At 64.8% G+C, this 22,081-nt stretch carries 17 protein-coding genes and 1 other RNA gene; 11 read left to right on the top strand and 7 right to left on the bottom strand.

Annotated elements, in window-relative coordinates; translation table 11 throughout:
* Window positions 1-28 precede the first annotated feature (28 nt).
* On the bottom strand, window positions 29-1,414 hold the full coding sequence (locus GL284_RS05315) for a dipeptidase (protein ID WP_155043620.1): 1,386 nt from the start codon (window positions 1,412-1,414) through the stop codon (window positions 29-31).
* Window positions 1,415-1,577: 163 nt separating this feature from the next.
* On the opposite strand from GL284_RS05315, the gene hemA reads away from it, so the two are divergent.
* The 3 genes from hemA to ispG all read left to right on the top strand — a co-directional run bounded on the left by hemA (window position 1,578) and on the right by ispG (window position 5,402).
* Entirely contained in the window at window positions 1,578-2,807 is a 1,230-nt protein-coding gene (gene hemA / locus GL284_RS05310; protein WP_155043619.1) for a 5-aminolevulinate synthase, read from the top strand.
* A 106-nt stretch (window positions 2,808-2,913) separates the two neighbouring features.
* Complete coding sequence (locus tag GL284_RS05305) at window positions 2,914-4,167, top strand: helix-turn-helix domain-containing protein (protein ID WP_155043618.1); 1,254 nt, start codon at window positions 2,914-2,916, stop codon at window positions 4,165-4,167.
* Between the two features lie 110 nt (window positions 4,168-4,277).
* Window positions 4,278-5,402 carry a flavodoxin-dependent (E)-4-hydroxy-3-methylbut-2-enyl-diphosphate synthase gene (ispG, locus tag GL284_RS05300; RefSeq protein ID WP_155043617.1) on the top strand — a complete coding sequence of 375 codons (1,125 nt, stop codon included), beginning with the start codon at window positions 4,278-4,280 and terminating at the stop codon, window positions 5,400-5,402.
* Between the two features lie 99 nt (window positions 5,403-5,501).
* Here ispG and GL284_RS05295 read toward each other — a convergent pair whose 3' ends face one another.
* Window positions 5,502-6,248, bottom strand: coding sequence for a DsbA family protein (locus GL284_RS05295; RefSeq protein ID WP_155043616.1), 747 nt, complete (start codon window positions 6,246-6,248; stop codon window positions 5,502-5,504).
* A 162-nt stretch (window positions 6,249-6,410) separates the two neighbouring features.
* Here GL284_RS05295 and GL284_RS05290 point away from each other — a divergent pair, with 162 nt between their 5' ends.
* From GL284_RS05290 to GL284_RS05270, 5 genes are all read left to right on the top strand, one after another.
* On the top strand, window positions 6,411-7,544 hold the full coding sequence (locus tag GL284_RS05290) for a pyridoxal phosphate-dependent aminotransferase (protein ID WP_155043615.1): 1,134 nt from the start codon (window positions 6,411-6,413) through the stop codon (window positions 7,542-7,544).
* Window positions 7,541-8,773 carry an N-acetylmuramoyl-L-alanine amidase gene (locus tag GL284_RS05285; protein ID WP_155043614.1) on the top strand — a complete coding sequence of 411 codons (1,233 nt, stop codon included), beginning with the start codon at window positions 7,541-7,543 and terminating at the stop codon, window positions 8,771-8,773. The genes GL284_RS05290 and GL284_RS05285 overlap by 4 nt, the downstream gene beginning before the upstream one ends.
* Before the next feature lie 70 nt (window positions 8,774-8,843).
* Window positions 8,844-11,387 carry a penicillin-binding protein 1A gene (locus GL284_RS05280; RefSeq protein ID WP_155043613.1) on the top strand — a complete coding sequence of 848 codons (2,544 nt, stop codon included), beginning with the start codon at window positions 8,844-8,846 and terminating at the stop codon, window positions 11,385-11,387.
* An 87-nt stretch (window positions 11,388-11,474) separates the two neighbouring features.
* Complete coding sequence (gene prfB / locus GL284_RS05275; protein ID WP_155043612.1) at window positions 11,475-12,602, top strand: peptide chain release factor 2; 1,128 nt, start codon at window positions 11,475-11,477, stop codon at window positions 12,600-12,602.
* A 171-nt stretch (window positions 12,603-12,773) separates the two neighbouring features.
* Window positions 12,774-13,823, top strand: coding sequence for a patatin-like phospholipase family protein (locus tag GL284_RS05270; protein ID WP_341870289.1), 1,050 nt, complete (start codon window positions 12,774-12,776; stop codon window positions 13,821-13,823).
* On the opposite strand, the gene GL284_RS05265 is transcribed toward GL284_RS05270, so the two are convergent.
* From GL284_RS05265 to GL284_RS05250, 4 genes are all read right to left on the bottom strand, one after another.
* Window positions 13,820-14,725: a pseudouridine-5'-phosphate glycosidase gene (locus GL284_RS05265; protein WP_155043611.1), complete on the bottom strand. Its 906-nt coding sequence runs from the start codon at window positions 14,723-14,725 to the stop codon at window positions 13,820-13,822. The two genes, GL284_RS05270 and GL284_RS05265, sit on opposite strands and share 4 nt — an antisense overlap.
* An 18-nt stretch (window positions 14,726-14,743) precedes the next feature.
* Complete coding sequence (locus tag GL284_RS05260) at window positions 14,744-15,691, bottom strand: PfkB family carbohydrate kinase (RefSeq protein WP_155043610.1); 948 nt, start codon at window positions 15,689-15,691, stop codon at window positions 14,744-14,746.
* Between the two features lie 71 nt (window positions 15,692-15,762).
* An RNA gene (ffs, locus tag GL284_RS05255) (signal recognition particle sRNA small type) lies at window positions 15,763-15,859 on the bottom strand.
* Window positions 15,860-15,907: 48 nt separating this feature from the next.
* On the bottom strand, window positions 15,908-17,788 hold the full coding sequence (locus tag GL284_RS05250) for a bifunctional 2',3'-cyclic-nucleotide 2'-phosphodiesterase/3'-nucleotidase (protein ID WP_155043609.1): 1,881 nt from the start codon (window positions 17,786-17,788) through the stop codon (window positions 15,908-15,910).
* A 143-nt stretch (window positions 17,789-17,931) separates the two neighbouring features.
* Here GL284_RS05250 and GL284_RS05245 point away from each other — a divergent pair, with 143 nt between their 5' ends.
* On the top strand, window positions 17,932-18,393 hold the full coding sequence (locus GL284_RS05245) for a hypothetical protein (protein ID WP_155043608.1): 462 nt from the start codon (window positions 17,932-17,934) through the stop codon (window positions 18,391-18,393).
* Between the two features lie 64 nt (window positions 18,394-18,457).
* On the opposite strand, the gene GL284_RS05240 is transcribed toward GL284_RS05245, so the two are convergent.
* Window positions 18,458-19,321 carry a prephenate dehydratase gene (locus GL284_RS05240; protein WP_155043607.1) on the bottom strand — a complete coding sequence of 288 codons (864 nt, stop codon included), beginning with the start codon at window positions 19,319-19,321 and terminating at the stop codon, window positions 18,458-18,460.
* Between the two features lie 146 nt (window positions 19,322-19,467).
* Between GL284_RS05240 and GL284_RS05235 the strand changes: the two genes are divergently transcribed.
* A complete protein-coding gene (locus tag GL284_RS05235; RefSeq protein WP_155043606.1) occupies window positions 19,468-20,004 on the top strand; it encodes a c-type cytochrome in 537 nt (178 codons plus the stop codon).
* 177 nt (window positions 20,005-20,181) lie between these two features.
* Complete coding sequence (locus tag GL284_RS05230; protein ID WP_230382925.1) at window positions 20,182-22,047, top strand: extracellular solute-binding protein; 1,866 nt, start codon at window positions 20,182-20,184, stop codon at window positions 22,045-22,047.
* Window positions 22,048-22,081 lie beyond the last annotated feature (34 nt).

Raw genomic sequence — 22,081 nt, 5'->3', positions numbered from 1 at the left:
GAACCCTCGGTGGCCGGGGCAATGGTTGTCAGGCCAGCGCCGCCAGAATCCGCGCCCAGCTGCGCGCGCCCTTGGCGAAGCTTTCCAGATCGTATTTCTCATTCGGCGAATGGATGCGGTCATCGTCGCGGCCAAAGCCGATCAGCATCGAATCCATGCCAAGGATCTGCTTGAAATCCCCCGCAATCGGGATCGAGCCGCCCGCGCCGATATAGGCCGCCTCGCGCCCCCACTCCTGAGACAGCGCGGCCTTGGCTGCGGCAAAGGCCGGATCGGTGATGTCCATGCGGCTGGCGGGGCTGGCGCCGTGGCCGTGGAATTCGACGCGGCAATCTGCGGGCAGGGCCGCGCGGATATGGGCCTGAAACGCTGCCCGGATCGCATCGGGATCCTGCGTGCCGGTCAGGCGAAAGCTGACCTTGGCGCGGGCCTCGGCGGGCAGCACGGTCTTGAAGCCTTCGCCGGTATAGCCGCCGGTGATGCCGTTGATTTCGAAGGTCGGCTGGTTCCAGACCATCTCCAGCCCGGTGCGGCCCCGTTCGCCGATGGGATGTTTCAGCCCGACACGCGACAGGAAATCGCCCGCATCGAAGCCCAGATCCTCCCAATCGGCGCGCAACTCGTTGGAAAGCTCGGGGACGCCATCATAAAAGCCGGGCAGGGTGATGCGCCCGGTGTCGTCCTTCACCGTCGACAGCGCATTCACAAGGATCTGGATCGGGTTCGCCGCCAGCCCGCCGAAACTGCCCGAATGCAGGTCGCGATCGGCGGCGTGGATGGTGATTTCCTCGCCATACAATCCGCGCAACTGCGTGGTGATGGCGGGGCGGCCGTCGGAATACATGCTGGTGTCGCAGATCATCGCCAGCCCGGCGCGCAGCTCATCCGCGTTGTCGCGCAGGAAGGGTTGCAGGCTGGGCGAACCCGATTCCTCCTCGCCCTCGAACAGCAGCACCAGATCGGTGGGCAGGCTGCCATGCACGGTCTTCCACGCCCGGAACGCCTCGACGAAGGTCATCAACTGGCCCTTGTCATCGGCCGCGCCGCGCGCACGGATGACGCGGCCCGCGGGCGTGTCCTGCAGTTCGGGCTGGAAGGGCGGGCGGTCCCACAGGTTCAGCGGATCGACCGGCTGCACATCGTAATGGCCGTAAAACAGCAGGCTGCGGCGCTGGCCCTTGGGCGAATGCGCGACGACCATCGGATGACCGGGCGTGTCGCGGACCGAGGCCTGAAATCCCAGCCCCGAAAGCTCGGCGCACAGCCAGTCCGCCGCCGCGCGCACATCGCCCTTATGCGCCGGATCGGTCGAAATCGACGGGATGCGCAGGAAGTCCATCAGACGCTCCAAGGCCTGCGGCAATTCCTTGTCCAGCGTTGAAAGAACTTCGTCGATCCGGGAATTATCCTGCATTTTCCAACTTTCCTGAGCGTTTGGGTCGGGCTAATACCATGCTCCCATGGTCGTATTGCGACATTTTGACCCTGTTTTTTTCCTGCCCTGCCGCGTATCTAAGCATGACCCGTGGGACCATGATCCCCCAAGCGACCAAGTTCAAGCAAGGCAAGGGAGCCAGATGGATTATAATGCCGCCCTCGACCAGGCCATCGGCAAGTTGCATGAAGAAGGTCGCTATCGCACGTTCATCGACATCGAACGCCGCAAGGGGGCCTATCCCCATGCGACATGGACGCGGCCCGACGGCTCGGAAAGCCAGATCACCGTCTGGTGCGGCAATGACTATCTGGGCATGGGCCAGCATCCGGTGGTTCTGGCCGCCATGCACGAGGCGCTGGACGCCACCGGCGCAGGGTCGGGCGGCACGCGCAATATCTCGGGGACCACGGTCTATCACAAGCGGCTGGAAGGTGAGCTGGCCGATCTGCACGGCAAGGAAGCCGCGCTGGTGTTTTCCAGCGCCTATATCGCCAATGACGCGACGCTTTCGACGCTGCGCAAGCTGTTTCCCGGCCTGATCATCTATTCCGACACGCTGAACCACGCCTCGATGATCGAGGGGATCAAGCGTTTCGACGGCGCCAAGCGCATCTTCCGCCACAATGACGTGGCGCATCTGCGCGAACTGTTGCAGGCCGACGATCCCAGCGCGCCGAAGCTGATCGCCTTTGAATCGATCTATTCGATGGATGGCGATTTCGGTCCCATCGCCGCGATCTGCGATCTGGCCGATGAATTCAACGCGCTGACCTATCTGGACGAGGTGCATGCTGTCGGCATGTATGGTCCGCGCGGCGGCGGCGTGGCCGAACGCGACGGCCTGCAGGACCGCATCGACATTTTCAACGGCACGCTGGGCAAGGCCTTCGGGGTGTTCGGCGGCTATATCGCGGCCTCGGCCAAGATGTGCGACGCCATCCGGTCCTATGCGCCGGGCTTCATCTTCACCACATCGCTGCCCCCTGCGGTTGTGGCGGGGGCTGCGGCCTCGATCGCCTTTCTGAAAACCGCCGAGGGGCAGTTGCTGCGCGATCAGCAGCAGATGAATGCCCGCATCCTGAAGATGCGCCTGCGCGGTCTGGGCATGCCGATCATGGATCACGGCAGCCATATCGTGCCCGTGCATGTCGGCCATCCTGTGCATTGCAAGGCTTTGTCGGACATGCTGCTGGCCGATTTCGGCATCTATGTGCAGCCGATCAACTTTCCGACCGTGCCGCGCGGCACGGAACGCCTGCGCTTCACGCCATCGCCCGTGCATTCGCCCAAGGAAATCGATGCGCTGGTCAAGGCGATGGATGCCCTGTGGTCAATGTGCAAGCTCAACCGTTCGGCGAACGTCGCCTGACGGATGAGGGGTGATATGCTCTCGCAGCCGTGATAACCTTGCCTTAATAAAGTTCTGACACCTTTCTGATTCGGAAAGTTGCGGCAAGAAATGGGGCAAGGCGGCGATGATCGGGCTGAGGGGGAGTTCCCCAATGCATCATGACGAGCAGGCGGGGCTTCCGCCGGGCTTTGACGATCCGGATATTCGGCTGGGCGACCTGATGCGGGGCGAACGTGCCACGCTGGGCAAGTCGCTGCTGGATGTGCAGCGCGAATTACGCATCCGCGCCTCATATGTGGCCGCCATCGAGAATTGCGATATCTCGGCCTTCGACGCGCCCAGCTTCGTTGCGGGATATGTGCGGTCTTATGCGCGCTATCTGGGGATGGACAGCGACTGGACCTTCCGCCGCTTCTGTCAGGAATCGGGCTTTCAGCCCTCGCATGGCATGTCGACGCAGGCCGCCGGTCCGAAGCCGCAGCGCCGTCCGTCCGACCCTGCCGAGGCGCTGGCCAATCCGCATCCGATCTTTCTGCCCAAGCCCGAAAGCATGTGGTCCTCGATCGAGCCGCGCGCCATCGGTTCGGTTCTGGTCATGGCGCTGCTGGCCTGTGGGCTTGGCTATGGCGGCTGGTCCGTCCTGCAAGAGGTGCAGAAGGTAAACCTGACGCCGGGCGAACAGTCACCGGGCGTGATCGCCACGCTGGATCCGGTGCAAGAGGCTGCCGAGCCCGAAGCGATCGAGACGGCGCAGGTCAACCTGCCGCGTCCCGAAGGCATCGACCGCGCCTATCGTCCGCAGGCGCTAGAGGTGCCGGTGCTGATCGCGCGCGACGGGCCGATCTCGGCCATTGACCCGGGGCTGAACGCGCCGGCGATGCAGCCCGAAACCGTCGTGACGCAGGCGGATACCGCCGCCACCGCCGTCTCGCCCGCCGTGGCGATGGGCAAGGTCGACATGGGCGAACGCTTCGGCCCCGACATGCCCTTGGATGTCGCAGCCGTGCGCACGATCGCGCCCGATGCGCCCGCGGTCGAGATCCTGTCGGCCCGTCCGGCATGGGTCCGCGTAACCTCGGCCGATGGCACGATTCTTCTGGAAAAGACCATGGATGCGGGCGAACGCTTCAGCCTGCCCAAGCTGGAATCGCCGCCGATCCTGCGCACCGGCAATTCCGGCGCGGTCTATTTCGCGGTGAACGGCCAGACCTACGGGCCTGCCGCGCCGGGGGCGAATGTGGTCAAGAATGTCGAACTGTCGCCGGAAGCCCTGACCTCGAAATTCGCCTTTGCCGATCCGAAGAAGGATCCGGAACTGGCGCAGATGATCGCGCTGGCTTCGGCTGAACAGCCCAAACCGCAAAACATTCAGGAATAGGCTCACGCCTGCGGCATTCGCGGGCGGTTTTGCGGCGGACGGGTTGCCCGCCGCCGCACATCGGCCTATCTGTGTGGCAAAGCTTTCCCGCGCTTAAAAGGCCCTCCGCCATGTCGCATAATCCCATCCGCCCCTGGCGCAACATCGACCGGCGCAAATCGCGTCAGATCATGGTGGGCCGCGTGCCGGTCGGCGGCGATGCCCCGATCAGCGTGCAGACCATGACGAATACCGACAGCAGCGATGTGCGCGCAACGCTGGACCAGATCATCCGCGCGGCGGATGCCGGGGCCGATATCGTCCGCGTTTCCACCCCCGATGTTGCGGCGACGCAGGCCCTGCGCGAGATCTGCCGCGAAAGCCCGGTGCCGATCGTGGCCGACATCCATTTCCACTATAAACGCGCCATCGAGGCCGCCGAGGCCGGCGCCGCCTGCCTGCGCATCAATCCCGGCAATATCGGCGATGCGACCCGCGTGCGCGAAGTCATCAAGGCCGCGCGCGATCACGGCTGTTCGATCCGCATCGGCGTCAATGCGGGCAGTCTGGAAAAGCACCTGCTGGAGAAATACGGCGAGCCCTGTCCGGATGCGATGGTGGAATCCGGTCTGGATCACATCAAGATCCTGCAGGACAACGATTTCCACGAATTCAAGATCAGCGTGAAAGCCTCGGACGTGTTCCTTGCCGCCGCCGCCTATCAGCAGCTGGCGGATGCCACCGACGCGCCGATCCATCTGGGCATCACCGAGGCGGGCGGCTTTGTCGGCGGCACGGTGAAATCGGCCATCGGCCTTGGCAACCTCTTGTGGATGGGTATCGGCGACACGATCCGCGTCAGCCTGTCCGCCGATCCGGTCGAAGAGGTCAAGGTCGGCTTCGAGATCCTGAAATCGCTGGGCCTGCGCACGCGCGGCGTCCAGATCATCTCCTGCCCCAGCTGCGCCCGTCAGGGCTTTGACGTGATCAAGACCGTCGAGACGCTGGAAAAGCGGCTGGAACACATCAAGCAACCGATGAGCCTGTCGATCATCGGCTGCGTGGTGAACGGCCCCGGCGAGGCGCTGATGACCGATATCGGCTTCACCGGCGGCGGCGCGGGCGCGGGCATGGTCTATCTGGCGGGCAAGCAGAACCACAAGATGACGAACGAGCAGATGGTCGATCACATCGTCGAACTGGTGGAAAAGCGCGCCGCCGAACTGGACGAGGCAGCGGCGCAGGCGGCTGAGTAAACCCTGCCGCGCGCTGTCATCTGATCGAAAGCCCCGCCCGGGTTGCGGGACTTTGCCATGTCAGACCGCCTTGCTCAGCCAACTGAAAAGGCGCGTCGATCAGCTTTCCTGCTCGCGGATCTGTTCGACCGCCGCTTTCATGCCGACCTGAGGGATGCCGCGCAGCATCTCGCCGTTGATGATGAAGGTGGGCGTGCCCTGAATGTTCATGCCCTGCGCCAGTTGCTTGTTGGCGCGCAGCACCTCTTGCACCTCTTCGCCGTTCATCTGGTCGATGGCGGCCTTGGCGTCGGCACCGGCTGCCTCGGCGATCGTCGTCAGGCTTTGCAGGTTCACCGGACCGTTCAGCGACATCAGCGCGTCATGCACCTTCTTGTAAGCCTCGGGCCCCGAGACCTGCTGCACGGCCACGGCAAAGCGCGCGGCCATTTCGCTTTCGGCGGTCAGGATCGGGAATTCCTTGATGATGAAGCGGATATTGCCGTCGGACTGGATCAGCTCCTCCAGCTCGGGGTTGACGCGCTTGCAATAGCCGCAGCGGTAATCGACGAATTCGACCAGCGTGATGTCGCCATCGGGATTGCCGCCAACCCAGCTTTTGCCGTCGTTGAAGATGGCGTCCTTGTTCTGTTCGACCAGCAGCTTGTCGTTCTTGGCCTCATCGGCCATGCGGCGGGCCTCCATGCCGTTGATCGCCTCGACCAGCACTTCGGGGTTTTCCATCAGATAGTCGCGCACGGCCGAGCCGAAGGCGGCCTTTTCGGCGTCGGACATGCTGGCCGGGTCGAAGGCCATCGCGGGCAGGGTGGTCGTCAGAAGCGCCGCAGCGGTCAGAATGGCTTTCATGGTCGGTCCTTTCATGGTCGCGCGAAGTTTCGCCCGGCAGGAATGCGGTTGCAAGCTGCGATGACGGCGCATGGCCTGCCTCACGCGGGCTTGACCGCGGCGCTTGACCCGACCCGCGCAAGTTGTGATACCGCCAGAAAAGCCGGATATACCGAGGGTCAGATGAAACAGTCGCGCCGGGGGCAGGTCGATCCCTTCATCGTCATGGATGTGATGGAAGCCGCCCGCAAGGCTGAGGCGGCCGGGCGCCGCGTCATCCATATGGAGGTGGGCCAGCCTTCGACCCCGGCACCGCTGGCGGCGCGTCAGGCGCTGGCGGCGGGGCTGGATCATCCGCTGGGCTATACCGTGGCGCTGGGACTTCCGGCGCTGCGTCAGGGGATCGCGGCGCTTTACCGGCGCTGGTACGGGCTGGATCTGGACCCCGCGCGGGTCATCGTCACCTCGGGCAGCAGCGGCGCGTTCATTCTGGCGTTTTCGGCGCTGTTCGATGCCGGCGACCGCGTGGCTTTGGGAGAGCCGGGCTATCCCAGCTATCGCCAGATCCTGCGCGCCATGTCGATCCAGCCGGTGGGCATTCCCACCCGCGCCGAGGACCGCTATCAGCCGCGCCCGCAGGATCTGCCGCAGGCGCAGGGGCTGATCCTTGCCTCGCCCGGCAATCCCTCGGGGACCGTGCTGCGCCGGGATGAGCTGGCGGCGCTGACCGCGCGCGCGGCGGAACTGGGCATGAGCGTCATCTCGGACGAGATCTATCACGGGCTGGACTATGGCGCGGGGTTTCACACCGCGCTGGAGGTCACGGATGATGTCTTTGTCATCAACAGCTTCTCAAAATATTTCAGCATGACGGGCTGGCGCGTGGGCTGGATGGTGGTGCCGCCCGACATGATCCGCACGGTGGAGCGGCTGGCCCAGAACATGTTCATCTGCCCGCCCCATGCCAGTCAGGTCGCGGCGCTGGCCGCGCTGGACTGCATCCCCGAAGCCGAGGCGAACCTGACGGTCTATGCCGAAAACCGCCGCCTGATGCTGGAGCGTCTGCCGCAGATGGGGTTTACCCGCATTGCGCCGCCCGAAGGGGCGTTCTACATCTATGCCGATGTGTCGGACCTGACCGGCGACAGTCTGGCTTTCGCGGCTGAAATCCTTGAGGGCGCGGGCGTCGCCGTCACGCCGGGGCTGGATTTCGACCCGCATCGCGGGGCAGGGACGCTGCGCTTCAGCTATGCCGGATCGACGGCTGACATTGCCGAGGGTCTGGATCGTCTGGCTGCCTTCATGGCCGTGCGATGAGATGGCTTTTCGCCCTTTTGCTGGTGCTGCTGGCCGTGCCCGCCTGGGCGCAGGCCGAGCGTTCGGCCCTGGCGCGGGTGGACATGTCGGCCTCATCCCTGACCGCCGAGGGGCGGGACCGGGGCAAGCCACGCCCGCTGGATCTGCGGCTGACCATCAGCCAGCCCGTGCCCTATCGCGTCTATTTCCTTGATGGCCCGCCCCGTCTGGTGGTCGATTTCCGCGAGATCGACTTTTCCGGCAGTTCGGCCGAGGCATTGCCGGGGCGCGATCTGGTCCCGGCGCTGCGCTGGGGCCGGTTCCGGCAAGGCTGGTCGCGTCTGGTCATGGAACTGCCCGGCCCCTACGCGCTGCGCATGGCCCAGCAAAAGCCCGCGCAGGCGGGTGCTGGCGGGGCCGAGGTGCGGCTGCATATCGAACCCGTCGATGCGGAAAACTTCGTCACGCGCGGCAATGCCCTGTCGGCGCTGTGGGATCTGCCGACGCCCTCGGTCATCGCGCCGGGCGATCCGCACCGCCATACCGGGCGGCGTCTGCGCATTGCCATCGACCCCGGCCATGGCGGCCACGATCCGGGCGCGCAGGTCGGCGCGATCCATGAAGCCGCGCTGATGCTGAGCTTTGCGCGCGAACTGACCGAGATCCTGCACCGCGCGGGCTTCGAGGTAATCCCGACGCGCACCGATGACAGCTTCGTGCCGCTGGAACGGCGCATGACCATCGCGCGGGCGGGCAAGGCGGATCTGTTCATCTCGCTCCATGCAGATGCGCTGCCGGCGGGCGAGGCGGCGGGCCTGTCGCTTTACACTTGGAACCCGCAGGCCGATGACCGTGCGTCGCGCGAACTGGCGATGCGGCATGACCGGGATGATCTGTTGTCGGGGGTCGATCTGCAAGGCACCGATGACCAGATCGCCGATGTGCTGATGGACCTTGCCCGCATGGACACCCATCCCCGCGCCGAGGCTTTTGCGAAGTTCACCGTGTCGGAACTGAACCGGGCGGGCATCGCCATGCATCGCCGTCCGATCCGGGGTGCGGCGTTTTCGGTGCTGAAATCGCCCGACATCCCCTCGGTGCTGATCGAACTGGGCTTTCTGACCGATCCGGGCGACCGGGCGAACCTGTTCGATCCGGCATGGCGCGCGCAGACCGCGCAGGCCATCGTGCGCGGCATCGCCGCATGGGCGCAGGACGATGCGATCCGCGCAGGACTTTCGCGCCGCTGACCTTATGTTGCTTTGACGCAGCGGCGGGGGCAAACTATAGAGACGCGAGATCAATCCTGAGGCTGGTTCGTTGCTGCGCGTGGTTTTGTCGTTTTTCGGTGCGATCTTTTCATGGATCGTCACCGCGTCGTTTTTCATCGCGCTGGTCGTTGGCGCGATCTTCTTCATGTATTCGCGCGACCTGCCCAGCCATGAACAGCTTGCCCAATACGCGCCCAAGACCATCAGCCGCATCTATTCCAACGAAGGCCGCCTGATCGACGAATTCGCCGAGGAACGCCGGATCTTCGTGCCCATCGACGAGATCCCCGATCTGGTGAAACAGGCCTTCATCAGCGCCGAGGACAAGAACTTCTATCATCACCACGGCTTTGACCCGCGCGGCATGGCCGGAGCCTTGGTGCAGGCGGTGAAGTCGCGGGGCGAAAGCGTGCGCGGCGCCTCGACCATCACGCAGCAGGTGATGAAGAACTTCCTGCTGTCCTCGGATCGCAGTGTCGAACGCAAGGTCAAGGAACTGATCCTTGCCAACCGGCTGGAACAGTCGCTGTCCAAGGACCAGATCCTTGAACTGTATCTGAACGAGATTTTTCTGGGCCAGAACAGCTTTGGCGTGGCCGCGGCGGCGCAGACCTATTTCAACAAGCCGCTGTCCGATCTGGCCCCGCATGAGGCCGCGATGCTGGCGGCGATGCCGCAGGCGCCGGGCCGCTATCACCCGGTCCGCGCCAAGGAACGCGTGACCGAGCGGCGCAACTATGTCCTGCATGAGATGTGGCAGAACGGCTATATCACCGAAGCCGCGTATAAATCCGAAGCCGCCTTGCCGCTGCGCTCGGTCCAGAATGGTGATTTCCCGGCCTTCCAGCAGCAATTGCCGCCCCGCGATTATTTCACCGACGAGATCCGCCGCCAATTGTCGCGCGAATTCGGATCCGAGGAGTTTTTCAGCGGCGGTCTGGCCATCCGCGCCACGGTCGAGCCGGACCTGCAAGCCCTGGCCGCCCGCGCCTTGCAGCGCGCGCTGGAACGCTATGACCGCGGCCGGGGCGTCTGGCGCGGGACCGGCCAGACCATCGCCGCCGATCAGCTGGACAGCGAAGAGAAATGGCGCGCCGCGCTGGCTTCGGCGCAGGTGCCGCGTGACATCGTGGGCTGGTATCCCGCCGTCGTGCTGTCGCTGGGCGCCAATGACGCCGTGCTGGGCATCGAGGGCGAGGAGGGCACCGCAGAGCTGCCCGCCAAGGATGTGCAATGGGCGCGCAAACGGCTGGAGAACGGCCGTCTGGGCCCGAAAGCGCGCGTGGCCTCGGATCTGCTTGCGGTCGGCGATGTGGTGCTGGTGCGGCAGATGACCAGCGATGACGACGGCAGCTTCGTCCGCTGGACGCTGCGGCAGGTCCCCGAGATCGAGGGTGGCTTCATGGCGATGGACGTGAACAACGGCCGCGTCATGGCGATGCAGGGCGGGTTTTCCTATCAAAGCTCGGTCTTCAACCGGGCAACGCAGGCACAGCGCCAGCCGGGCTCCAGCTTCAAGCCCTTCGTCTATGCGGCGGCGCTGGATTCGGGCTTCAACCCCGCCACCATCGTCGCCGATGAGCCGATCACCGTGAACACGCCGCAAGGACTGTGGACGCCCAAGAACTCCAGCGGCAAGTTCTATGGCCCGACGCCGATGCGCACCGGGATCGAACAGTCGCGCAACCTGATGACCATTCGTATCGCGCAGGATATCGGCATGGACACGGTGGCGAAATATGCCGAGCGTTTCGGGGTCTATGACCAGTTGTCGCCGTTTCTGGCCAACAGTCTGGGCGCACAGGAAACCACGCTGTTCAAGATGGTCGCCGCCTATGCCATGTTCGCCAATGGCGGCGAGCGGGTGGAGCCCACGCTGGTCGACCGGGTGCAGGACCGCATGGGCCGCACCATCTATCGCCATGACAACCGCAGTTGCGTGAACTGCAACCAGCCGACGCTGCCCGCTGGTTCCGCGCCCTCGATCGTGACCAACCGCGAACGGGTGATGGACGCGATCACCGCCTATCAGCTGACCTCGATGATGGAGGGCGTGGTCAAGCGCGGCTCGGGTCGCGGGGTGCAATTGTCGGTGCCGGTCGCGGGCAAGACCGGCACGACGAACGACGCCAAGGACGTGTGGTTCATCGGCTTTACCTCGAATATCGTGGCGGGCTGCTATCTGGGCTATGACACGCCCCGCCCCATGGGCGAGGATGCCTTTGGCGGCACGCTGTGCGTCCCGGTGTTCAATGAGTTCATGAAGGAAGTCATCAAGGAATATGGCGGCACCGATTTCGCCGTGCCGCCCGGCGGGCATTTCGTCAACATCGACCGCTTTACCGGTGCGGTGCTGGGACCGGATGCCAAGGGCGACAATGTGATCGCCGAATATTTCCGCGACGGCCAGTCGCCCAGCGGGCTGTCGGCGGTGGTCGATGGCGGCTTTGCCCGGATCGATCCGGCGACACTGCCGATGTTCACCTCGGGGACATCGGATCAGGGGCAGGCGGTGACGACCTCGACCGGGCGCAAGCGCGTCATTCCGAAGAAGGCCGATTTCGGCACGCTGTCATCGGGCGGTCTGTACTGAGCGCGGGCGGCGTGGCTTGCGAGCCGCGCCCACCCGCGTTATCAGTCGTGCCTTGATCCGTTCCGAAAGCCCCGAGAGTAAAAGCCCATGCGCGCCGAGACCCAAGCCACAATCGAAGCGATCCGCAAATCGCTGAAACTGATCGGTCAGCGCATGGATTGGGAAACCGCGCCGCACCGGCTTGAAGAAATGAACGCCATGATCGAGGCGGGCGATATCTGGTCGGAACCCGAGCGCGCCCAGAAGATGATGCGCGAGCGCCAAAGCCTGATCGACGCGGTCGAAACCTATCGCCGCATCGAAACGGGGCTTTCCGACAATGCCGAATTGATCGAACTGGGCGAGGCCGAGGGCGATACAGAGATCGTGGCCGATGCCGAAGCCTCGCTGAAGGCGCTGGCCGAGCTTTCGGCGCAAAAAGAGCTTGAGGCGCTGCTGAACGGCGAGGCCGATGGCAATGACACCTTCCTTGAGATCAATGCGGGCGCGGGCGGCACGGAAAGCGCCGACTGGGCGTCAATGCTGGCGCGGATGTATGTCCGCTGGGCGGAGAAGCAGGGCTATAACGTCGAACTGCTGTCGGAAACGCCGGGCGAGGAGGCGGGCATCCGCTCTGCCGCCTATAAGGTGTCCGGGCATAACGCCTATGGCTGGCTGAAATCGGAATCGGGCGTGCATCGGCTGGTGCGCATCTCGCCCTATGACTCGGCGGCGCGGCGGCATACCTCGTTTTCGTCGGTCTGGGTCTATCCGGTGGTGGATGACAATATCGATATCGACATTCCCGACAAGGATATCCGCATCGACACCTATCGGTCGTCCGGCGCGGGCGGCCAGCACGTCAACACCACCGATTCCGCCGTGCGCATCACCCACCTGCCGACCGGGATCGTCGTGACCAGTTCGGAAAAGTCGCAGCACCAGAACCGCGCCAATGCCATGGCGGCGCTGAAGGCGCGGCTGTATCAACAGGAACTGGACCGCCGCAATGCCGCGATCAACGCCCAGCACGAGGCCAAGGGCGATGCTGGCTGGGGCAACCAGATCCGGTCTTATGTGCTGCATCCCTATCAGATGGTGAAGGATCTGCGCACTTCGCATGAGACATCGGACACGCAGGGCGTGCTGGACGGCGATCTGGACGCTTTCATGGCCGCGACGCTGGCCATGGATGTCGCGGGCAAGTCGCGGGCCGAGGCGCAGGCCGAGGACTGATCGCGCGCCGCATGTGGCGTCTGTCTGCATGGGTATTTGAAAAACAAGGAAGGCCAGAGCGCGGCGCCGGGGATCGGTGCCGTGCCTTTTGCATTGCGCCTTTGACGGAACGCGGGCTTCCCATGCTGCGTTGCAGCGATATAGTGATCGAAGCAGGATGCGGAGGCTTTCGTGACGGCAAGACGGATCAATCTGGCGCTGCAGGGGGGCGGCGCGCATGGGGCCTTTGCCTGGGGCGTTCTGGAGCGGCTGCTGGAAGATGACAGCATCGAGATTGCCGCGATCAGCGGCACCTCGGCCGGGGCGTTGAACGGGGCGGCCTTGGCGGCGGGTCTGGCCAAGGGGCCGGGCAAGGTCGGGCGCGAGGCGGCGCGGGAAAATCTGGATTACATCTGGTCGCATGTCAGCCAGCTCAGCGACAACCGCATGGTGCGCTGGATGCATTCCATGTTTCCCATGCCGCGCGGCTTTCAGCGCCTGACCGAGATGCTGTCGCCCATCGCATGGATGGAAGGTCTGACGCGGATATTCAGCCCCTATGATTACGGGCCGTTCTATTCCAACCCTCTGGGTCCGATTCTGGCCGAGATGCCGCATCCGAAGCTGGATACCGGCAAGGGGCCGGCCCTGTTCGTCAGCGCGACCAATGTGCGCAACGGCCGCATCCGCGTTTTTGCCGAAAGCGAGGTGACGGTGGATGCCATCACCGCCTCGGCCTGTCTGCCGACGCTGTTCCGCGCGGTCGAGATAGACGATCCCAAAACCGGGCGCCGCGAGGCCTATTGGGATGGCGGCTATTCCGGCAACCCGGCGCTGTTTCCGCTGTTTCGCCCCGATCTGCCGCGCGATGTGGTGATCGTGAACATCAACCCCATGCTGCGCGACGTGCTGCCGAAAAGCCCGACCGAGATTCAGGACCGCATCAACGAGATCAGCTTCAACGCCTCGTTGATCCGGGAATTGCGCGCCATCAATTTCGTCAAGCGTCTGCATGACGAACAGCGGCTGAATTCGCGGCCGATGAAGAACGTGCTGGTGCATATGATCATGGATGATTGCCTGATGACCTCGCTGTCTGCGGGCAGCAAGCTGGTGCCCGAGCCGGGTCTTCTGGGCACGATGCATGAGGCGGGATACCGCGCCGCCGACCGTTTTCTGAAGGGCGACGCGGAAAATCTGGGCAACCGCGATTCGGTCGATCTGCCGGCGCTGTTTTCCTAAGCGGCGGCGATCCGGGCGGCCAGCCGCGCATTGTTCAGGACCAGCGCGATATTGGCGTCAAGCGAGCGGCCATCGGTCAGCTCGAAGATGCGTTGCAGCAGGAAGGGCGTGACGGATTTCGCCGCGATGCCCTGATCTTCGGCCTCGGCCAGCGCCTGCTCGACGACCGGGATCATCGTGGCGCGGGGGATTTCGCAGGCTTCGGGGATCGGGTTTACCACCAGTTGCCCGCCGCTGAGGCCCAGTTCCGCGCGCATCCGGGCGGCGGCGGCGATCTGGGCCGGGTCATCCATGCGCAAAGGCGCGGCAAGGCCCGAGTCGCGTGACCAGAAGGCCGGAAGCTGATCCTGCCCGAAGGCAATGACCGGCACGCCCAGCGTTTCCAGCACCTCGAGCGTTTTCGGCAGATCAAGGATCGCCTTGGCCCCCGCCGCGACGACGGTGACCGGGGTCAGCGCCAGTTCCTGCAGATCGGCCGAGATGTCGAAGCTGAGTTCGGCGCCGCGATGCACGCCGCCGATGCCGCCAGTGGCAAAGACGCGGATGCCTGCCAGCGCGGCGCAGATCATCGTTGCGGCCACCGTGGTCGCGCCGGTGCGGCCCATGGCGCAGCAGGCGGCCAGATCGGCGCGCGACAGTTTCATCACCTGATCGCCGGGGGTCGCGGCCAGCGCTTCCAGTGTCGCATCGTCAAGGCCGATATGGATCTGCCCCTTGATGACGGCGATGGTCGCAGGGACCGCTCCGCCGTCGCGCACGGTCGCCTCGACCTTGCGGGCCACGTCGAGGTTTTGCGGATAGGGCATGCCATGGGTGATGATGGTCGATTCCAGCGCCACGACGGGTTTGCCGGTGGCCAGCGCGGCCTCGACCTCGGGGGAGAATGCCAGCAGATCCTTCATGCGGTGTCCTTTGCGGTGTTATGCGGGGGTGTCGATGGCATGCGCCGTGTTGGTGTTATGGGCGGTGTCGGTGACATGGGCTGTGTCGGTGACATGGGCCGAGGCGGCAGCGATGGCGGCGGTCAGCGCCGCGTCACGCGCAGCGCCCGCCATTTCGGCGGCCAGATGCGCGGCCAGAAACGCATCGCCCGCCCCGGTGACGCGGGCGGCGGCCAGTGGCGGCGGGGTCTGGGCGATGGTGGGCTGTCCCTGCATGGCATCGGCTGCGGCGCGCGGGCCGTCGGTGACGATCACGCGCAGCGCGCCAAGTGCGACCACGGCCTCGGCAGCCACGACCGATCCGGCAAGGGGACGCCCGGCCAGCGCCTCGGCCTCGGCGCGGTTGATGTGAAAGACCGAGCGGGGATGCGCCAGCAGCGGCGCCAGCCGTGTGGCCTTGTCCGGGCTGGCGGGAACGATGCGCAACTCGGCCGCGGCAAGGCAGGGATCGGCGGCGATCAGCGCCAGCGTGTCCTGCGTCGGGTTGCCGTCGATGACCAGCGCGCCCCGCCAAGGCGCATCGGCGCGGCCCAGCCTGCCATCGCGCAGCGGGGTCAGGATCGACAGGCCCGCGGCCTCCAGCCCATGCGCATCGGCGATGGCCGCGACCAGACCGCCGGGGGCCTCGATCGCCATATACAGATCGGTGGGCAGGGGGCCGTCGCGATAGAGCCAGTCCGTCACGACGCCCAGCCGCCGGGTTTCGGTAATCAGCGCATCGCCGGGCGCATCGCGGCCCACGGCGGACAGGATGGCGGGTGACAGACCTTGGCGCGCCAGCGCGACCGCGACGTTCAACGCAACGCCGCCGGGGCGCTGATGGATGCGGCCCGCCACATCCTCGCCCAGGGCCAGCGGCACGGGGCTGTGGCCGATCACGTCCCACAGCATCGCGCCAAGGCAGAGGATCCGGGGCGTTTCAGTCATGGACGTCCAAAGCCGGGAAGAGGGCGGTTCCGCAGGGAACATCGCCAGTTGCGATCATGCGGAGAACCGTGGGTGAGAGGCTGGACAACGACCCAAGCGGGTCTCGTTACGGCTGCTTCCTTCCGGACCTGACCGGGTTGGCGAGGCGCTTACCCGCGCCAACCTCTCGGGGGCCTAGATAGGCCGGTCGCGCGGGGGATGCAAGCCTTGCCGGGATCAAAGATGCAGGCGCAGGTTCAGGAAGCCGTTGTCGCCAATACCCAAAGCCTCGGCCGGGCGGTCCAGAAGCGCCAGATGCGCGCGCGCCGCGGGGCCGGTCTGAAACAGCACCGAGGTGCCGGGCATGGGCAGGAAATCCCAGCCGTTTCCGGGTTTGGGGGCAAGGCGTCTGCGCCGCGCGACATAGCGGTGCAGCACGTCGCGGCAGCGCAGCGGGCCATCGACCAGCACCGGACGACCCGCGACCACCTGCGCAAAGGGGCCGCTGTCGGACAGGCGGTAATTGTTCGTTACCAGCACGAAGCGGTCGCTGTCCAGAACCGGCTGGCCGCGATGCGTCAGCGCCGTCACGCGCCGCGCATCGGCGGCGATCAGCCGCCCGTCCGGGGCATGGCGTGGGGGTTGCGACAGGTCCAGCTTCCAGTCGATCCCGTCCAGCAGATCGAAGTGATAGCCGGGATAATCCGGATCGACCAGCGGCTGATCCTGCGCGCCGGGCACGATCTGGTAAAACAGGCTGGCAGAGCGCTCCAGCCAGTCGCGCACACCCGCGCCGTCGATCAGCAGCGCGCAGATGCGGTTGGGAAAGATATACAGATCGGCCAGGCTGCGCAGCGTCAGCCGCCCGGCGGGAATGTCGGTGTAGTGTTCGGGACCGCCCCGGCCTCCGGCGCGAAAGGGCGCGACTGCCGAGAGGATCGGCAGATCCGTCCAGCGCGAGCCTGCCAGCATCTGCCGCATGTGCCAGCGCTGCGCCATCGCCACCAGCCGCATGCCGGGATCATGGCCGATCAGCGTGAAATGGCTGGCCAAGGGCTGATCGGTCCAGCCGATGCGGCGGCGATAATGCCGCAAGGTAGCACGATGCGCCGACAGGGCGGGTTGGGTGACGGTCGCGGTTTCCTCATGCCCCTGCGCGGCGCGGGTGCTGCTTTGCGCCTGCGCGATGCGCCAGCGGGGTCGCTGCGCATCCGCGTCCGCCACAGGCTCCAGCACAAGGTCGATCAGCCCCAGATGCGAGCCCCAGAACCCCGCCATGACGGCGGGCTTGCCGGCCAGCGTGCCTGCGGCGGGATCCACGCCCGGACCTGCGGGATGGGTTGGCGAGGGGAACAGGCGGTGCGTATGCCCGGCGATCACCGCATCGATGCCGGGCAGCGCCGCCAGGGCGGTCGCGGCGTTTTCCATCATCGGGCGCGCGTCCAGATCTCCGATGCCGCTATGGGACAGGGCGACGATCAGGTCCGCGCCCAGATCCTGAAGCCGGGCGATGCCGTCCTGCGCGGCCGTGATGATGTCGATGATCTGCGCCTCGCCGCGCAGGGCGGGTTCCCAGTCGATGGTCTGCGGCGGCAAAAAGCCCAGAACGCCAATGGCCAGATCATGCGCACGGCCCGCGCGGTCCAGCATCCGGCGCCGCAGCAGCAGATGTGGCGCAACCGGCATCGCGGGACGGCGCAGCTTCAGGTTCGAGGCGACCAGCGGAAAGCCCGCCCCCTCCAGCACCCGGCGCAGGAACGGCAGGCCATAGCTGAAATCGTGATTGCCGATCGTGCCGGCATCATAGCCAAGCGCATTCATCGCCGCGATCACCGGATGCCTTGTCCGCTGGCCGCTGCGGTCCTGTTCGGCCAGATGATCGCCCATCGGATTGCCCTGCAGCGAATCGCCATTGTCGAACAGCAGGCAGTTGCGCGTTTCGCGCCGGGCCTTGTCGATCAGCGCCGCAACCCGCGACAAACCGAACCGTCCGGTCGGCGCATCGGCAAAGTAATCATAGCCGAGCACATGCATGTGCAGGTCCGTCGTCGCCAGAATGCGAAGATCAAGCGCAGCAGAAGTTTTTTGCTGCACTGCGGAGAAAAGCTGTGCGTTCATGCTGGACTTGATGCGGTCATATAGGATTTTATGCAACCACAGATTGACATTGGCGGAAGCTTACCTGTCCCCGGACGCCGCCCTTGCAAGCAAGTTTGGAATACGGTTATCAGAAATCAAACCTTAGAAGCGCCCGGTGTACGATGAAATTCTCCACGCGTCAGGATACCGATCTTGCAGCCGAGGTGCTGTTTCGGGCCATGAGCGACTTTCCCCGTCTGGAACGCGTCTTGCTGCGGCGCGGCGCGGCGGTGCGGCGAATCGATGGCAAGCCGCAGCCGGGGCTGGGGAATGCGTGGCAGATCACCTTTGACTGGCGCGGCAAGCAGCGCGACCTGACGCTGGAGGTGGTCCGCTTCACCCCCGGCGAACAGATGGTGTTTTCCGGCCAGTCCGATCAGTTCAACGTCGAGATCCAGACCACGGTCGTCGCGCTGACACGCGCCAAATCCCGGCTGATCTTCGAGGTGGATGTCCAGCCGCGCGGCATGAAGGCGCGGCTGATGTTGCAGACGGCCAAGCTGGGCAAGACGCAGCTTGACCGCAAGTTCGCGCAGCGCATCGGCGAATTCGTCGACCGGCTGGCGGCCGAGCAGTTCACCTGACGGCCCGCCGCTGATCTGACCGCCGACAGACCGCCGCCAACCAGTCGAACCGCGCGATCCGGCCTTAGTCGCCGATCTGCGTGGCGCGCAGCGGATCGGCCGGATAGACGCCCAGAATTTCCAGGCTCGAGGTGAAATAGGCCAGTTCTTCCAGCGCGCGGGCGACATGCGGGTCTTCGGGGTGGCCCTCGATATCGGCATAGAACTGCGTCGCGGTGAAGATTCCGTCGACCATATAACTTTCCAGCTTGGTCATGTTGACGCCATTCGTGGCGAAGCCGCCCATCGCCTTGTAAAGCGCCGCCGGAATGTTGCGGACGCGGAACACGAAGGTGGTCATCATCGTCGTGCTGCCGCCCATCCCGGTGCGGCGGCTGTGATCGGGCTGGCGCGCCATGATCAGGAAGCGGGTGGTGTTGTTCTGGCGGTCCTCGATCTCGGAGGCAAGCTCGTCCAGCCCATAGATCTCGCCCGCAAGGGGGGCAGCAAGGGCGGCCAGCGTCTTGTCGCCACGGCGCGCGACCTCCATGGCCGATCCGGCGGTATCGGCGCCGGTGACGCTGCGGATGCCGTGCTGTTTCAGAAAGCCGCGGCACTGGCCCAGCAGGACCGTATGGCTCATGGCGTCGGTCACATCGGCGATGGTCGCGCCGGGCACGGCCAGCAGGCTGATATGGACGCGCACAAAGCCTTCGTCGATGATGTGCAGCCCGCTTTCCGGCAGCAGGTGGTGGATGTCCGCGACCCGGCCATAGGTCGAGTTTTCGACCGGCAGCATCGCCAGTTCGGCACGCCCACTGCGCACGGCGTCGATCACGTCCTCAAAGGTGCGGCAGGGCAGGGCCTCCATCTGAGGGCGGTAAAAGCGGCAGGCCTGATGGCTGTAGGCGCCGGGTTCACCCTGAAATGCGATCACGTTCTTGGTCATGACGAAGTCCTTTTTGCGCCATGGCGGGACCGGCATGCCAGCCGCCCGGATCCATGCGGGGCCGACAACTATACCTTGATCCGTCAAAACAAAAGCGCATAGATAATGGGCATCCACGGACAGTCCATGAGGGGGGAGCCGCAGACATGTTCGACACGATGACCGTCACAAAGGCGGCAGGAGCGTTTATCGGCGCACTGCTGTTTTTGATGCTGATGAAATGGGCCGCGTCGGGCATTTTTCACGTCGGAGCCTCGGGTCACGGTGCCGAGGGCGAAGGCCACGCACAGGCCTATACGATCCCGGTGCCGGAAACCGCCGAGGCCGGCGCGCCTGCCGATGAGGGCCCGGATTTCGCCACCGTCATGGCCTCGGCCGATGCGGCTGCGGGCGAAAAGGTATTCGCCAAGTGCAAGGCCTGTCACAAGCTGGACGGCTCGGACGGGGTCGGGCCGCATCTGAACGGCGTGGTGGGCCGCCCGGTGGCCAGCATCGGCGGCTTCAGCTATTCGGACGGGATGAAGGCGCATGTCGCCGACGCCCCCGACTGGACGCCCGAGGCGCTTGAGCATTTCCTGCTGAACCCCAAGGCCGCCGCGCCCGGCACCAAGATGACCTTCAACGGCCTGCCCAAGGTCGAAGAGCGCGCGAACCTGATCGCCTATCTGGAAACGCAGCAATAATCCGGCCATCTGCCGATTGCAGGGGCGTTCCTTGGGGACGCCCCTTTCGCATGTCCGCCTGCGCGGGCCGGATCACGCATTTGCATGTTGAACCGCCGCACATGGCTGCTAGCCTGAGCGGACGGCAGCACATGCCATCCGAACGACAAGGACCAGCAAGACCCGATGATGATGCACATGTTGCGACATGCCCCGATGGTGACGCTTCTGGCGCTTCTGCCCACCGCCAGTCTGGCACAGGACCAGCAGCCCGCCGCCGCACCGACAGGTGACACCATCATCTCGCACGGGATTTCCACCTTCGGAACGCCCGCCTTGCCCGAGAATTACACGCATCTGCCCTATGTGAACCCCGACGCGCCCAAGGGCGGCGAGATTTCGGAAAGCGCCATCGGCGGCTTTGACAGCTACAACCCCTTTACCCATCGCGGGCGCGCGCCGCTTTTGTCGGTCATCATGCTGGAACGGCTGATGGATGATGCGGCGGACGAACAGGGCTCGTCCTATTGCCTGATTTGCGACACGATCGAATATCCCGAAAGCCGCGACTGGGTGATCTTCAACCTGCACCCCGAGGCAAAGTTTTCCGACGGCTCACCTCTGACCGCGCATGATGTGCTGTTCTCGTTCGAATTGCTGCGCGACAAGGGGCTTTCGTCGTATCGCACCGGCATTTCCAAGATGATCGCCAAGGCTGAGGTGCTGGACGATCACCGCATCAAGTTCTTTTTCCAGCCCGGCTATCCGCGCCGCGACGTGATCCAGCAGGTCGGCAGCCAGATCGTCTTCTCGCGCCAGGACTTCATGCAGAACAAGCGCGACATCGAACAATCCTCGGACAAGCCCTTCCTTGGCTCCGGTCCCTATGTCTTCGAGCGGGCCGAGATGGGGCGGTCCGTCACCGTCAAACGCAATCCCGATTACTGGGGCAAGGATCTGCCGATCAATGTCGGGCGGCACAATTTCGACCGCATCCGCATGGAGTATTTCGGCGATTACGACAGCGCCTTCGAGGCGTTCAAGGCGGGCGTCTATACCTTCCGCAACGAGGCCAGTTCGATCCATTGGGCGACGCGCTATGATTTTCCGGCGGTGAAATCCGGCGCGGTGAAACGCGACACGCCGCCCAATGGCGATCTGGCCAGCAGTCAGGCATGGATCTTCAACCTGCGCCGCGAGATCTGGCAGGACATCCGCGTGCGGCAGGCCATCGCCTCGGTCTTCAACTTCGAATGGTCGAATGAAACGCTGTTCTATGGCCTGAATACGCGCGTCAATGGCTTCTGGGACAACAGCGATCTGGGCGCTTCGGGTCCGCCCACGCCGGGCGAACTGGCGCTGCTGGAGCCTTTGGCGAAAGACCTGCCTGCGGGCATCCTGACCGATGACGCGGTGATCCAGCCCACGGGCGGCAAGACGCAGCTTGACCGGCGCAATCTGCGCGCGGCCTCGGCGCTGTTGGATGAGGCGGGCTGGAAGGTCGGGCCGAACGGGATCCGCCGCAACGACAAGGGGCAGGTGCTGCGCCTTGAGATCCTGAACGACAATCAAAGCTTTGATCGCGTCATCAATCCCTATGTGCAGAACCTGCGCGCGCTTGGCGTCGATGCGGTGAATTCCCGCGTCGATGATGCCGAGATGACCAACCGCACCCGCAGCCATGATTTCGACATGGTGCTGGACGCCTTTCCGCAGGGCTTCTCGGTCGGGGGCGGGACCGAACAGATCTTCGGGTCGGAGAATGTCGGCGATGTGTTCAACCCGATGGGGCTGGCCAACCCGGCCATCGACGCGCTGATCCAGAAGGGGATCGAGGCCACGACGCAGGAAGAAAACGATACCGTCATCAAGGCGCTGGACCGCAGCCTGCGGGCGCTGCGCTTCTGGGTGCCGCAATGGTACAAGGCCGATTACACGCTGGCCTATTACGACATGTTCGGCCGCCCCGAGACCTTGCCGCCCTATGCGCTGGGTGAGCTTGATTTCTGGTGGTATGACGCCGATAAGGCCGAAAAGCTGAAGCAATCGGGCGTGCTGCGTTAAGCGCGGCCCCGGCATAACAAAAGACGGCTAAGGA

Origin of the sequence: Paracoccus shanxieyensis, assembly GCF_009711265.1 — a bacterium.
Classification (GTDB): domain Bacteria; phylum Pseudomonadota; class Alphaproteobacteria; order Rhodobacterales; family Rhodobacteraceae; genus Paracoccus; species Paracoccus shanxieyensis.
This window is presented reverse-complemented; position numbering and strand designations above follow the sequence as displayed.

Coding starts and splice junctions, on each gene's coding strand:
- GL284_RS05315 (WP_155043620.1), bottom strand. CDS start 1,414: ATGCAGGATAATTCCCGGATCGACGAAGTTCTTTCAACGCTGGACAAG.
- hemA (WP_155043619.1), top strand. CDS start 1,578: ATGGATTATAATGCCGCCCTCGACCAGGCCATCGGCAAGTTGCATGAA.
- GL284_RS05305 (WP_155043618.1), top strand. CDS start 2,914: ATGATCGGGCTGAGGGGGAGTTCCCCAATGCATCATGACGAGCAGGCG.
- ispG (WP_155043617.1), top strand. CDS start 4,278: ATGTCGCATAATCCCATCCGCCCCTGGCGCAACATCGACCGGCGCAAA.
- GL284_RS05295 (WP_155043616.1), bottom strand. CDS start 6,248: ATGAAAGCCATTCTGACCGCTGCGGCGCTTCTGACGACCACCCTGCCC.
- GL284_RS05290 (WP_155043615.1), top strand. CDS start 6,411: ATGAAACAGTCGCGCCGGGGGCAGGTCGATCCCTTCATCGTCATGGAT.
- GL284_RS05285 (WP_155043614.1), top strand. CDS start 7,541: ATGAGATGGCTTTTCGCCCTTTTGCTGGTGCTGCTGGCCGTGCCCGCC.
- prfB (WP_155043612.1), top strand. CDS start 11,475: ATGCGCGCCGAGACCCAAGCCACAATCGAAGCGATCCGCAAATCGCTG.
- GL284_RS05265 (WP_155043611.1), bottom strand. CDS start 14,725: ATGAAGGATCTGCTGGCATTCTCCCCCGAGGTCGAGGCCGCGCTGGCC.
- GL284_RS05260 (WP_155043610.1), bottom strand. CDS start 15,691: ATGACTGAAACGCCCCGGATCCTCTGCCTTGGCGCGATGCTGTGGGAC.
- GL284_RS05250 (WP_155043609.1), bottom strand. CDS start 17,788: ATGAACGCACAGCTTTTCTCCGCAGTGCAGCAAAAAACTTCTGCTGCG.
- GL284_RS05245 (WP_155043608.1), top strand. CDS start 17,932: ATGAAATTCTCCACGCGTCAGGATACCGATCTTGCAGCCGAGGTGCTG.
- GL284_RS05240 (WP_155043607.1), bottom strand. CDS start 19,321: ATGACCAAGAACGTGATCGCATTTCAGGGTGAACCCGGCGCCTACAGC.
- GL284_RS05235 (WP_155043606.1), top strand. CDS start 19,468: ATGTTCGACACGATGACCGTCACAAAGGCGGCAGGAGCGTTTATCGGC.
- GL284_RS05230 (WP_230382925.1), top strand. CDS start 20,182: ATGTTGCGACATGCCCCGATGGTGACGCTTCTGGCGCTTCTGCCCACC.